11 protein-coding genes are annotated in these 12,715 nt (G+C 61.5%); 2 read left to right on the top strand and 9 right to left on the bottom strand.

The genetic code is table 11. The annotated features are described in order from the left end of the window. Positions 1-18: 18 nt before the first annotated feature. Positions 19-1,200 (top strand): aromatic ring-hydroxylating oxygenase subunit alpha, encoded by a 1,182-nt coding sequence (locus AC2LD7_RS10995; RefSeq protein WP_484597770.1) that lies wholly within the window; start codon positions 19-21, stop codon positions 1,198-1,200. Between the two features lie 103 nt (positions 1,201-1,303). After that, positions 1,304-3,520, top strand: a complete 2,217-nt coding sequence (locus AC2LD7_RS10990) for a TonB-dependent siderophore receptor (RefSeq protein WP_484597769.1) — start codon at positions 1,304-1,306, stop codon at positions 3,518-3,520. A gap of 42 nt (positions 3,521-3,562) precedes the next feature. On the opposite strand, the gene AC2LD7_RS10985 is transcribed toward AC2LD7_RS10990, so the two are convergent. The 9 genes from AC2LD7_RS10985 to AC2LD7_RS10945 all read right to left on the bottom strand — a co-directional run. Next, complete coding sequence (locus AC2LD7_RS10985; RefSeq protein ID WP_484597768.1) at positions 3,563-4,438, bottom strand: ABC transporter substrate-binding protein; 876 nt, start codon at positions 4,436-4,438, stop codon at positions 3,563-3,565. Further along, entirely contained in the window at positions 4,435-6,441 is a 2,007-nt protein-coding gene (gene fhuB / locus AC2LD7_RS10980) for a Fe(3+)-hydroxamate ABC transporter permease FhuB (RefSeq protein ID WP_484597767.1), read from the bottom strand. The genes AC2LD7_RS10985 and fhuB overlap by 4 nt, the downstream gene beginning before the upstream one ends. Positions 6,442-6,447: 6 nt before the next feature. After that, on the bottom strand, positions 6,448-7,215 hold the full coding sequence (locus AC2LD7_RS10975; protein ID WP_484597766.1) for an ABC transporter ATP-binding protein: 768 nt from the start codon (positions 7,213-7,215) through the stop codon (positions 6,448-6,450). Further along, positions 7,209-7,967, bottom strand: coding sequence for a siderophore ferric iron reductase (locus tag AC2LD7_RS10970; protein ID WP_484597765.1), 759 nt, complete (start codon positions 7,965-7,967; stop codon positions 7,209-7,211). The genes AC2LD7_RS10975 and AC2LD7_RS10970 overlap by 7 nt, the downstream gene beginning before the upstream one ends. 218 nt (positions 7,968-8,185) lie before the next feature. Then, positions 8,186-9,043: an FHA domain-containing protein gene (locus tag AC2LD7_RS10965; protein ID WP_484597764.1), complete on the bottom strand. Its 858-nt coding sequence runs from the start codon at positions 9,041-9,043 to the stop codon at positions 8,186-8,188. Positions 9,044-9,103: 60 nt separating this feature from the next. Continuing rightward, entirely contained in the window at positions 9,104-10,654 is a 1,551-nt protein-coding gene (locus AC2LD7_RS10960; RefSeq protein ID WP_484597763.1) for a serine/threonine-protein kinase, read from the bottom strand. 17 nt (positions 10,655-10,671) lie between these two features. Then, the gene (locus AC2LD7_RS10955) at positions 10,672-11,448 is read right to left on the bottom strand and encodes a PP2C family protein-serine/threonine phosphatase (RefSeq protein ID WP_484597762.1); all 777 of its coding nucleotides are present in this window, start codon (positions 11,446-11,448) and stop codon (positions 10,672-10,674) included. 246 nt (positions 11,449-11,694) lie between these two features. Continuing rightward, a complete protein-coding gene (locus tag AC2LD7_RS10950; protein ID WP_484597761.1) occupies positions 11,695-12,144 on the bottom strand; it encodes a DUF421 domain-containing protein in 450 nt (149 codons plus the stop codon). Between the two features lie 14 nt (positions 12,145-12,158). Then, positions 12,159-12,715, bottom strand: a 557-nt coding sequence (locus AC2LD7_RS10945; RefSeq protein ID WP_484597760.1) for a hypothetical protein, incomplete at its 5' end; no start/stop codon positions are given.

Genomic DNA, 12,715 nt, shown 5'->3' with positions numbered 1-12,715 from the left:
GGCGTAAGGAGCATCTGCATGTTCAATCCCAATCGGACCGCTCGGCGGGTCGAGAGCTCGCCCGAGCTGGCGCCCGCGCCGCAGCTACCGATCCGTGGTTACTGTGATCCGGCCATTTATGAGCGGGAGCAGGCGCTGATCTTCCGTCGCAGTGCCCGCTACATTGGTCACGAAAAAATGGTGCCCGAGCCAGGCGACTGGTTCGCCTTGCCTCACGAAGATCATGCCCGCATCCTCGTGCGCAACGAACATGGCGTGGAGCTGATTTCCAATGTCTGCCGTCATCGTCAGGCGCTGATGCTCGGCGACTTCAGTGCCGGCACGCCAGAAACGGCTATCCGCCGCGGCAATCTACGCGCCACTGGCAACCGCATTCTCTGCCCGCTGCATGCCTGGACCTATGACAGCCAGGGTCTGATCGTCGGCGCTCCGAAATTCCCTGAACGGCCCTGCCGCAATCTGCCGCGTTACCCACTATTCAACGTGGCGGGCTTTCTCTTCGAAGGCGAGCGCGACCCGGCCAATGATATCGGCGGCCTTTTTGATCGACCGGAAATGGATTTCCGCGATTACGAACTCGACCACGTCGAGATGCATTCCTGTAAATGCAATTGGAAGACCTTCCTCGAGATCTACAACGACGACTACCACATCGCCTCTTTTCACCCCGGGCTACGTCGCTACGTGAACAGCGGTGGGCTGAGCTGGAGCTACGGCGATTGGTTCAGCCTGCAGCGGATCAACGTGAGCTCGAACTTGGCGCGCGCCGGCACCGATGCGTATCGGACCTGGCACGAGGGCCTGATGGCCTATCACGGTGGTAGCTCGCCGCCCTTCGGCGCGATCTGGGCCAGCTATTACCCCACCCACATGATCGAGGTATTTCCGCACGCGCTTGTGCTGTCCACGGTTTACCCCAAGGGCGTGCACGAGACGCTCAACGTCATCGAGTTCTATTACCCCGCCGCATTACGCGAATCCAACCGCGAACTCGTCGAAGCGCACCGCGCTGCCTACATGGAAACCGCGCTTGAGGATGACGAAATCGCCGAGCGCACCGATGCCGGACGCCGGGCGCTGTATCAGCGCGGGGTCGACGACAGTGGGCCCTACCAGATTCCCCTCGAAGAAGGCATGCAGCATTTCCATGGCTGGTATCGCTCGGTCATGGGGCCGGCGCTCGATGCGAAACCAGCGTGACGAATCGCTAGCACCCACCACAACCACAGGAACGGAATCCATGACCTGAGCTTTTCGATCGCTGACCTCAACCGACCCCTTTCAACAACAAGACGTCAATCCCATGAACAATACCCACGACATTGCGCCAGTGCGCCACCGAAACGCGCGGCAGGTAACCCCCTCTTTTTCTACGTTGACTTTAGCCCTCTGCCTCGCGCCTGTTACCTGGCTGGCGACGCCGCTGACGCTGGCCGCCGAGCGCACGCAGATCGATGAAAATGGCCAGCTAGTACTCGAGCCGGTGGACATCACCGCCGAGCGCGAAGCGGTTCCTCGCGTCACCGAGCAGGGCGACTCCTACACCATCGGCGCCACCAGCACCGCGACCAAGCTCGACCTGTCTCCACGCGAGACCCCGCAAACCTCGGTCACCGTAACGCGGCAGCAAATCGATGATTTCAACCTCAACAGCACCACCGACTTGCTACAGGCCGGCGGGGTGAACGTCCAGCGCGTGGAAACCGACCGCACCTACTACTCGGTCCGCGGCTTCGACGTGTCCAACTTCCAGATCGATGGCCTGGGGCAGCCGTTCACCTCTCAGGAGCAGATGGGCGACATCGACACCTTTCTGTATGACCACGTGGAAGTGCTCAAGGGCGCTAATGGCTTGACCGCCAATCCGGGCAACCCGGCGGCGACCATCAACTTCGTGCGCAAGCGGCCAACACGCGATTTCCAGGCCGAGACGTCGCTCAGCTACGGTTCGTGGGACACCGGCCGTGCCGAGCTGGACGTCTCCGGGCCGCTCAACGATGCCGGCAACGTGCGGGGCCGGGCATTGGTGGCGAAGCAGGATGGCAATTCCTACCTGGATCGCTATTCGCTGAACAAGACGGTATTTTCCGGCATGCTCGAGGCGGATCTGAACGCCAACAACACGGCCATCATCGGTTACTCCGAGCAGCGCAACCGGGCGGATGGAATCATGTGGGGCGCGCTGTCGCTGTACGACAGCGAGGGAGGGGAAATCGACTACAGTCGCTCGCACAGCAGCGCACCGGACTGGGCTTACTGGGACACTGATGACAAGCAGGTTTTCGCCGAACTGAACACCTGGTGGGGTGGTGGCTGGCAAAGCAAGTTGTCGCTTAACTACCGCGAAATCAGTGGCGACGCCGAGCAATTCCTTGCCACCGGCGTGCCCAATGCGCAGACCGGGCTGGGGCTGACCACCTACGCTTCCAAGTACGATCGCATGGAGCGCCAGCTGCTTGGCGACGCCTATCTCAAGGGCCCGTTCGCGCTGTTCGGGCGCACGCATGAGGTAGTGGTTGGCGCTAACTGGTCACGCAGCAACACCCGCTGGACTTCGTACGACGATGCCTTCGGTATTCCCCTACCGCCAGTTGGCGTGTTCGACGGCGACTTCCCGCGCCCAGGGTTCAACAACGGCCTGACCAGCGAAAGCGACTACACCACTTATCGGCGCAGCGTTTATAGCGCCGGGCATTTCAGCGTGACCGACCGGCTCAAGCTAATTGCCGGTGCCAGCCATACGCGACTGGACAGCGATGGCTATCAGCTCAGCGATCCGCACGCGTTCAGCGAGTCGAAGACCACGCCCTATGTCGGCGCCACCTACGACTTCAACGATCACTACTCGACTTATGCCAGCTATACCAAGATCTTCAGCCCGCAGTATCTGGTCGGCTCGTCTCTGCAATTGCTGGATCCGATCGAGGGCGACAGTGTCGAGGGCGGCATGAAGGGTGAGTGGTTCGACGGGCGCTTGAATGCCAGTTTCGCAGCGTTCCGAACGGAGCAGGAGAACACGCCGGAATATGGTGGCTTCGATCCTTCGGTGGGGGTTTCCTATTACGTCCCGGTGGATACGATTTCCAAGGGCTACGAGCTGAACATTGCCGGGCAGTTGACGCCCAATTGGGAAGTCAGTTCTGGCCTGACGCACTTGTTTTCCCTTGAAGACGCTGAGGGGCGCAAGGCGCGCACTTATACGCCCCGCAACTTCCTTTACCTGAGCACCACCTACCAAATGCCACAGGTGCAGGGCCTGAAGGTCGGCGGCAGCATGATCTGGCAGGACGATATTTTCCGCGAGCAGAGCACCACTGCTGCCGGTGAGACGATCGTCAGCCGCCAGGATGCCTATGCGGTGGTCAACGCCATGGCCAGCTACGACATCGACCGGCACTTCAACGTCGCGCTCAACGTCAACAACCTGTTCGACGAGAAGTACCTGACCAGTCTCTATTGGGAGCAGTCCTATTACGCCGCGCCGCGCAATGCGACCGTGACGCTGAGCTGGAAGTACTGAACGAGCAGCCCATCCACTGTTTGCAAGCGTGGATGGGCTTTCTCAACGGGAAGAAGGCAGGCTGAGTAGCGCCTCGGTGATGGACTCGGCCAGATACTCGACGCAGAACACGCCGCCGTGGGTCCAGGTCGATCGCATATCGGCGAAGCGCTGTTGCCGGACGAAGGGCATCGCTTGCCACAACCGACTGCCGAACAGACGATCCTGACGGGGAAAGGGTTCGATATGCAGCACGGCTCCGTCCTCGATCTGGCCCAGCACCATTACTGGTAACTGCACGCTGCCCCAGCGACTAACCGGCACCGAATGGGCAGGTCGCAGGCCGAGCAGTTGCATCGCGTGCTGCGGCATGGAGTTCGGGCCGAAAACGAGAACAGTCGTTGGCGAAGTAAACCGGACGACCGACAGAGCAGGAAGTTCGCCACCGAAATGTGCGAGCAGTCGCCCACGCATCTCGGCAATATGCGCCTCCATCGCTGTCAACTGCGCCTGTGCACGGGCCGTGCGGCCCAGAAGATGCGCGAGCTCCAGGTAGTTGTCCCGCTGCATTACAAGGTTGTCGCGCTCCTGGGTGAAGTCACCGAACGACACTACCGGCGCGATGCGCTCAAGTTTGGGGCGCAAGTCTTCGAGCAGCGGCGTGATCAGAATCAGATCCAGATTCAGCTGCGCCAGCAGCTCCAGGTTCGGCTCGGTGCGCGTACCGACGTCAATCGCCGATGTGGGCAGTTTCGGGCGCACTACCCAGGCGCGGTAATCGTCGGCATCGGCCACCGCGACCGGCTCGACGCCGAGCTTTAGCAGATGCTCCACCGGTTCCCAGCTCAGTGCCGCGATACGTGGTTCTGCGGCCTGAGCGGTGGGCTGGCCGCCGAGCAGGCAGATTAGCGTCAATAGCACGCGGCGAACGATGTTCACGACGAACGCTGCCGTGTCAGTAGGTAGATGAAATAGCTGCCGCATACCACCGAGGCGACGATGCCCACCGGAATTTCCAGGGGGAACATGAGCGTGCGGCCTAGCCAATCGGCGACCAGCATCAGCATGGCGCCGAGCACAGCGGATAGCAGCACCTGCGGCAGAACCCGGCGCGCACCCAGCATTGCCGCCATGTGCGGAGCCAGCAGGCCGAGGAAAGCGACCGGTCCCAGCAGGCTGGTCACCAGCGCACACAGTAACGATACCAGCAGCAAGAGCGCCACACGGGTGAAGGACACGTCGAGGCCACGGCTCAGGGCGACCCCGTCACCGATCGAGATCAGCGTCAGTGCTCGATGGAAAATCAGGCTCAAGCCGGTCAGTAATACGATCCCTAGGCTCATCATCAGCGATTGCCAGGCCGAGACCCGGTAAGTCGATCCGGCCAGCCAGCCGAGCAGTGCCAAGGCATCCGCGGAGCCGCGAGTCAGGCCGATCTGTAAGGCGGTATTGAGCAGCGCCGCGAGCGAGACCCCGACCAGCACCATGACCGCCGGGGCATAGCGGTGACGTCGTCCGAGCAACAACAGCAGTATGAGAACCAGCAGGCTGCCAACGAAGGCGGCCAGCGGGGCGATCAACCAGAATAGCGCGCTGCCAAATAGCATCAGCGCCACCATGACCGCGAGCGTCGCGCCTGCCGTCAGGCCAAGGATGTCGGGGCTGGCCAGTGGATTACGCAGCAAGCGCTGCAGCATCATCCCGGCGACCGCAAGCCCACAGCCTGCTGTCACTGCTGTGAGCATTCTGGGCCAACGCAACGACCAGACCAGTGGGGAGGGCCAGCCCAGAACCCAGCCGTCGGGGCCGCGATTCAGACATAGACTGGCCAGGACGATCACGACGGCCGTCAGCCCCAATACCCAGCCGCGTCGACGAGTCAGGCGGGCGGCGCCGGGCGGCAGCGCCAAGGCGTGTCGGTCTTCGGCTGACAGTTGCCTGCGTGACAGCCATAGAAGGGCTGGCGCGCCGATGAGCGCCGCCGCCGCGCCGCTCGGGATCAGCTCGGCGGTCCAGTGATTCACCAGCAGTGCCAGCACATCGGCACCCAACAACAGAAACATGCCCAGTAGCGTGCTGTAGAGCAGCTCATCGCGAGAGGTTCGCGCGCCACACAGGCGGGCAAGATTAGGAGTGATCAGGCCGATGAAGCCGATCAGGCCCACCGCAGTAATCGAGGCGGCAGTCAACCAGAGCGAGGCTACGAACAGCGCCAGCATCACCGGCCCCAACGTCAGACCACGTGCCTGCGCGCCTGTACTGCCGAGTTGGAGCAGGGTGAGCGGGCGCGGGGCGAGGGCGACGATCAACAGCCCGACCAGCAGTTTCGGCCACAGCCAGGCCACCCATTGCCAGTCGATCTGGCCCAGATCGCCTGCGCCCCAGATGAACAGCCCTCGCGTCTGCTGGTTATGGATCAGCAGGATGCCGGTAGCGAGCGCGCCCAGTAGCAGATTCAGCGCCATGCCGGCGAGGATCACCTGCAAGCCGGCGATGCCGTGGCGACCGGCAATCAGCAGTGCGAGACCGACCGCTCCCAGAGAACCGACGAGCGCCGCCCACTCGCCATGGCTGGCAGCGAATGCGGGAAACAGCAGCGTAGCGCTGGTCAAACCAAGCCAGGCGCCGGATGCCGCACCAAGGGTCATCGGGGAGGCCAGGCGATTCTGTGTCAGCTGTTGCAACACACTACCGGCGAGCCCCATGGCCGCACCTACCAGCAACGCCATGACCATCCGTGGCAGTGCCGATAGATGAAACTCCAAGGCGGCGAAATCGTCGCCCACAGGGGGCATCAGGGCCCAGCGGTGAAGCGGCCACTGGGTCATCCCGAGGTTCAGGTGCAGTGCACCCATCGCCAGCAGCGCCAACAATGTCAGCAGATAGCGCGTCTGGGTTCGGCCCAGCTGAGCCCAGGCGAAAACGGCGCGGGCCAGCGACATTTCCACTCAGCTCACCACGGCGATTTTGCGCCCTTGGCCGGGCTGATCGATCAGCTCGATACCGATCTCGTACAGCGCACTGAGGCGGTCGCCGGACAGCAGTTGCTCGGCGGTGCCGTCGAAGAATAGTCGTCCCCCTTTCAGTGCGACGATGCGGTCGGCATAGCGCGTCGCCAAGTTGACGTCGTGCAGAATCGCGATGATGCCGCGGCCGGTTTCACGGTTGAGTTCACGCAACAGCGCCATCAACTGATACTGGTGCGCAAGATCCAGGGCCGAAGTCGGCTCGTCGAGCAGCAAGAGCGGTGATTCCTGGGCCAGGAGCATGGCGATCCAGGCCCGCTGCCGCTCGCCGCCGGATAGGCTGTCGGCCAGGTGATCGGCATAGTGGGCGATGTCGGTTTGCCGCAGAGCCCACTCGATCACCCGGCTGTCCTCGGCCTGCCAGCGTCCGAGCAGCCCTCGCCAAGGAAAACGCCCCAGGCGTACCAACTCGCGAACGGTCAAGCCGGCTACTTCCGGTAGGTGCTGCGGCAGGAACGCGACGCGTCGGGCAAAGTCGCGTTGGCGGTAGGCTTCGAGCGGCTTGCCGTCTAGCGCGATGCGCCCCGTATCGGGTGTGAATTGGCGCGCGATCAGGTTCATCAGCGTCGACTTACCCGATCCGTTGTGTCCCAGAATTACCGTGAACTGGCCCGCCGCGAGCTGCAAGTGGTCCAGCGTCAGGATTATTCGGCCATCGCGGCGGACCTGGATGTCATGCAGGCTCAGCATGCGACGATCAGCTCCTCACGCAGGCGCCGTGTGCGCTCTTCTGGCTTGAGTTTCGGGCAATTGCTGCAGGGCTCGCCATCGGCACGTCGAAAATGTTGGCAGCAAACCTTGCGGCCGAGTGCCAGGCATTGGCGACTATCGCTGAGGCATATCTCGACCAGCGAGCCACCGCCAGGCAAGGCCATGGCTTCCAGCCAGCGCGCCTCGATCTCGTGCAAGGCGGCGTTGGTCACCGATGCGCGCGGCTGCACCAACAGTAACGCTGCACGCAAGCAGTCGGCGACCAGCAACCGCGCCATTTTCGGGTGGATCGAGGCTACCCCGTTGAATTCGGTGAGCTGGTCGTCGACGAAGCGGCGCAGATGGCTGCTGGCACAGGCGATCAGATCGGACTGAGTGCCACGGCACGGGCGGTGTTCCGGCAGGCGGAAACCGCAAATGAAGCCATCGCGCATCGATTGACCCATCTGCGCCAGGGAGGGCGCCCGAGCGCAAAGATGAACCGCGAGCAGGCTGAGATAGACCGGTTGCCAGACCAGCAAGGACCAGCTGCGTGCCGACCAATAATGAGCGCCGGCCTCTGGGTAGGCGTGCTGCCAGTGGGCATGAAGAGCGGCCACTCGCGCTTGGTTGCCAGTGCTTCCGCACTGTAGCTGGTCATTGCCCGCCGGGCCGATCTCGCCCGTCAGTCCGGGGAGCGCTCTGGCGGCGACGTGCAGCAGCTCGATGAGGTCGTGGCAGTTTTGAGGCATCGTGTCGAACCCGACAGCGCCGACTGGCAGCGGTTGGCCACCGAGTCGATCATTGGAAACACGATCAGTTTACGCCTGTAATTGAGAATGATTCAAATATGCGTTGTTCGTTGATTCACCTGTTGCAGTCACGGGGATCGGCGCGCGCCGTTGGCTGAGTCGATCGGGCTGCCGTCCCGCTGATATCTCACTCTGTCCATCACGCGCCGACCTTACGGTTACGGCAGCTGTTGAACAACGAAGCCGGCAATGATGGCAATTACCAGGCCGCCGACCATCAGGCCCAGGCGCAAGGCGGGCCTTTCGGTGGCAACCGGCGGCGCCGCTTTTGCGCCAGCGCCGGGAATAGCGGCCGCACGCAGCGGGTTGGGACTGGCCGGTCGAGGCACCGCCGGTTTTGCTGTGACGGCGTTAGGTAGATCGGCGGCTCGTATGAAGACGGTGGCGTCTTCGTCGACGGTTTCCGGCATGGCGATTTTCGGCCCTATGACCAACAGCGTGGTGCTGCCCAGCTGTATTTGGTCGCCGGGTTGCAGCACGGCGGTAGTGACCGCCTGATGATTCACTTTCAAGCCGTTGGCCGAGGCCAGATCCTTCACTTCGAGGGTGTCGCCTTTGAGATAGAACTCCGCATGCCGGCGCGACAATTCAGGATCGCTGAAGCAGAGCTCGCACTTGATCGAACGACCAAAAGTCATCGAGCCGGTGATGTGGTACTTGTGGCCCTGATTTTCGCCCTGAACCACCTGCAGCAGCCAACGCGGCGCTGCGCCGCTCCTGGCGCCTGCTTTGGCCGGGTCGACGATCTGCAGTTCCAGTGTGCCCAGACGCACGCGGTCGCCGGAGCGGACCTGATAACGCTCGCCAATCTTCTCTTCGTTGACGTAAGTGCCGCCTGGCGTGCCAAGGTCGGTCAAGTAATAGAAGCGGTTCTCTTGATATAGCTCCGCGTGAAAGGCGCCGATGCCTGCGTCGTCGAGCACAAGGTCGTTTCCGGTGTCCGCACCGAGGGCGAAGCGTTCATCAGCAAGCCAGACGGGGGCCTGACGATTGTCAACGAAGTGAATTCTGAGCATGTTTACGTTTACCTTGCTAAAAGGCTTCTTCGGCTCGCGGATTAACGTCCGCACCTTGGGTCACTGCTTGAAGATCCGATTCCATAGACGCTTGATCGGATTGTTCGGCGCCTGGGGAGGCTGACTTGAAACCCGTGCGCTGCTCGGTGAGCGCGGGGCGGGAGCCCTTGCCGCCAGCTGGGTCGCACGGGCCTGGGCGACCCGGCGAGAGTGTTTATCACGCAGCGCGATCAGCGTGTCGTTGCCCGGATCGGCTTCGAGCCCCCGGTGGATATACTCCAGCGCCTGGGTATATTTGCGATCGCTGTAAGCCGCTTCGCTGAGAACTATATAGCGCTGGGCGACTTGGTGTAGGCCCTCGAGCGCGGATGTATTGTCCGGCGCCCAGCCAATCACCTGACGGTAGTAGTGGATGGCGCTGTCCTCGGCTGGATCGAGCAACTGGTCATCGGCCAGGCGTTGCGCGGCCAGCTCCAGGTACTCGGCGATGCGCGCCTCGAGGATTCGTTTCAAACCGTCGAGGGCCTGGGCATTGTCAGCATCCAGGCGCAAGGCCTCGCGAAAGTAATAGTCGGCGTTATCAAACGCGGGCGTCAGCAGTTTGCCGTTGGTCAGCCGCAGCTCGGCGCGGTCCAAGTAGTCGTTGACCTGACTATGCCGGTACCACTGAAAACCACCGATCCCCATCGCGACTGTCAACAGCAGCACTGCGGAGGCGACCATCCAGTGTCGTATGCGACCGCTGCCGGCGCGTGGTTTGGCCGATCGGTTCATCGTTATGGCCGGCGCGACGCGGGTCAGGTCCATGTCCGGTTCGGTGAGGGCATCGATGGCGGCCAACAGCTCACGGCAGTCGGTGAAGCGTGCTTTCGGTTGCTTAGCCAACATGCGCTCGAGTAGCGACTGGTAAGGGGCCAGTGCCGGCGGCAATTGCGGTGGTGGCATCTGTACATGGTTGAGGACGGTTTGCGGATAGCTGGCAGCGCGAAACGGGTTGGCACCGGTAAGCATCTCGGCGAGGATCACGCCGAGGCTGTAGATGTCGCTGCGTGCATCGAGCGGCTCGCATTGCGCCTGCTCCGGGCTGCTGTAAGCCGGGCTGCCGACGGCGATGCCGAAGTGGGTGAGTTCGTTATCCAGCTCGACGGCCTTGGCCACGCCGAAGTCGGTGAGCACTACGCTGCCGTCGTCGCGAAAGAGGATATTGGCGGGCTTCACGTCGCGGTGAACCAGTCCGTTGTCGTGCACCACCGCCAGGCCACCAGCCAGTTGGCGGACGATGTCCAGCGCGCGCGACGGCGACAGTACGGTCCCACGGTGCTGCGCCAGGTCGCCGCCACCCAGGTATTCCATCGCCAGGTAATGGCGGCCATCGGCGATCTGGCCGATGTCGTGGATGGTGATGATCGCAGGGTGGCGCAGCGAGGCGACAATATGTCCTTCCTGGATGAAGCGTTCGGTGAACGCTTCATCGTCGGTGTGCAGCAATACTTTGACCGCTACCTCTCTGTCCAGCGATAGCTGAGTCGCCAGATAGACTTCGGCCATCCCGCCTTTGCCCAAGCGCTTTTGCAGTCGATAGCCGGGTACCGCTAGCATCCGTTCCGTCATGAATTTCGGCTCTACTTCTACGACTTGAGAGGTTTAAATAGTTTGTGGAGGAGCCGCCGGCCCCGTGATCCGGTCGCTGGCGGCTGCATCGTGCGGCCGATCACGATGCAGGAGATATTGTCGCGTCCGCCTTCAGCGTTTGCTTGCTCGATCAGTTGCTCGACCAGGGTTTCGAGCGTATCGGCGGCAGTGCACTGGGCATGGATCTGAGCATCGGTGAGCTCACTGGTCAGGCCGTCGCTGCACAGCAGCAACAGCTCGTCGGCGTGTAGCATGCCGCTCACAGTGCCGACCTCGAGGGCCTCGTCGCGGCCCAGACACTGCAAGATGATGTTTTTCCAGCGATGGTTGTGCGCATCGGCGGGGTCCAGTTCACCAGCATCGACCATCGCCTGCACCCAGCTGTGGTCGCGGCTCAGCGGCACGATATCGTCTGCGGTGACACGATAGGCGCGGCTGTCGCCGACCCAGGCGAGCTCGAAGCTGGCGCCATCGAAGTGAGCCGCGACGACCGTAGTGCCCATGCCATCTTGTGCTGCGGCGTCGAACACGGCGCGGTTGGCAGCACGGACAGCCGCCTCCAGCGAATCACCCCAACCCACTGCCTGTTCCAGGACCTGCAAAGCCAAGGTACTGGCGATTTCGCCGTACTGGTGGCCGCCCATACCGTCGGCCACCGCCCAAAGACCGAGTGCCGGGCAGCAGAGCAGGGCGTCTTCATTGTGGTCGCGCGTCCTGCCGGGTGAGGTAAGCCCGGCGAAATCCAGCAACGAGGCAGATGCGATACGAAGCATGCGAAGGTCGGTTCCTTGTTCCTGCGGCACAACTATCGGCAAGTCATACCCAGCATGATGCGTCGGGCATACGCTACTGTCACCGCTCGCACACCAGCGATACGGCAAATTGTTAACCAATCGGCTTCTTGGGGCGGTACTGCGAAGGGAGGGCGCTCGTGTGATTCCGGGTAGATAAACCGTTCACTCAACTTTCTTCCTGGCATCGATTGCAAACCGCGAAGCCGTTATTTGTCCTAGAGCAAGTCAGCTTTGCCCTGCGGGAATAATCGATATTCGTCCGTTTTTCTCGAGAATTGCAAACTTGATCTGGTCGAGGCTGGTAAGCCCGTGCGAGTTACGAGCTGCTTCCAAAATATCGGATTTATCAAGGCGCGCCTTATCGGCTCGCCTTTTCAGGACCTCGCCATCTTGAACAATGATGATGGGGTTGCCATCCATTACTTTGGCGACTCGGGGCGAACGGCGCTTGATTAAAGACAAGGTTATGTCCATCGCAACCAGCGAGACGATGACCACAATGGCATTGGTCACGGAGAAATCATCACCCAGCAATGCCTGTTGCGTCGCCTCGCCAATGACAAGAAGCAACACGAAGTCGAATGTTGTGATTTCAGAAAGTGTACGCCGACCGGCGATTCGAAAGATGATAAGAAGGGCCAGATATATCACTGCAGCACGAAGGACTGAATCCATTTTTTGCCAACCCTTTATGGATAGATAAACTGGCCAACTTCTACGCTCTGGTCACCAGAGCGAATGTTTGTTTTCACGGGTCCTATCCCCGTCGCGCGCAACGCGAAATAGGCGGTTGCCCAGCCTTGGGAGTCAGGTTTGAGCTCAAGCCTCATTCCATCACCGAACCCCTCTGCATTGGCTGGTTCTGGTTGTATGCCTTCGATGGTAAAGCGCTGCAGTAGCGCGCCGTCGATGATGAGCCAGACCTTTCCCTGTTCATCCGCTTTCGCTTTCACGACCATCTCGTTCGATGCGCCGTTCCGATCGAATCGATCGTATTGAATCCGCAGCTCTCCATTGGGCGAGACGGCTTGCGTCTTGCTCAACGGGCCTGTGCCGAGCAAGCCCAACAACGCCACGAGCACGACCAGAAAAAACATGCACCAGCCAATACGTTCGGCCCGCCACAGTTTGACCTGCAAAGACATATCTTCCTGGACAGGGAAGTTCCTGCTGCGCAAGTCATCCTTTTGGCTAAGGAAACTCTGAAGAAGACTTCCAGATTTTGGCAAAATACCCGGATTCCACC

Source organism: Stutzerimonas sp. (assembly GCF_982611455.1).
This window is presented reverse-complemented; position numbering and strand designations above follow the sequence as displayed.

Bases quoted from the DNA above. Each gene is read 5' to 3' on its own strand.
- AC2LD7_RS10995 (WP_484597770.1), top strand. From the start codon at position 19: ATGTTCAATCCCAATCGGACCGCTCGGCGGGTCGAGAGCTCGCCCGAG.
- AC2LD7_RS10990 (WP_484597769.1), top strand. From the start codon at position 1,304: ATGAACAATACCCACGACATTGCGCCAGTGCGCCACCGAAACGCGCGG.
- fhuB (WP_484597767.1), bottom strand. From the start codon at position 6,441: ATGTCGCTGGCCCGCGCCGTTTTCGCCTGGGCTCAGCTGGGCCGAACC.
- AC2LD7_RS10975 (WP_484597766.1), bottom strand. From the start codon at position 7,215: ATGCTGAGCCTGCATGACATCCAGGTCCGCCGCGATGGCCGAATAATC.
- AC2LD7_RS10970 (WP_484597765.1), bottom strand. From the start codon at position 7,967: ATGCCTCAAAACTGCCACGACCTCATCGAGCTGCTGCACGTCGCCGCC.
- AC2LD7_RS10965 (WP_484597764.1), bottom strand. From the start codon at position 9,043: ATGCTCAGAATTCACTTCGTTGACAATCGTCAGGCCCCCGTCTGGCTT.
- AC2LD7_RS10960 (WP_484597763.1), bottom strand. From the start codon at position 10,654: ATGACGGAACGGATGCTAGCGGTACCCGGCTATCGACTGCAAAAGCGC.
- AC2LD7_RS10955 (WP_484597762.1), bottom strand. From the start codon at position 11,448: ATGCTTCGTATCGCATCTGCCTCGTTGCTGGATTTCGCCGGGCTTACC.
- AC2LD7_RS10950 (WP_484597761.1), bottom strand. From the start codon at position 12,144: ATGGATTCAGTCCTTCGTGCTGCAGTGATATATCTGGCCCTTCTTATC.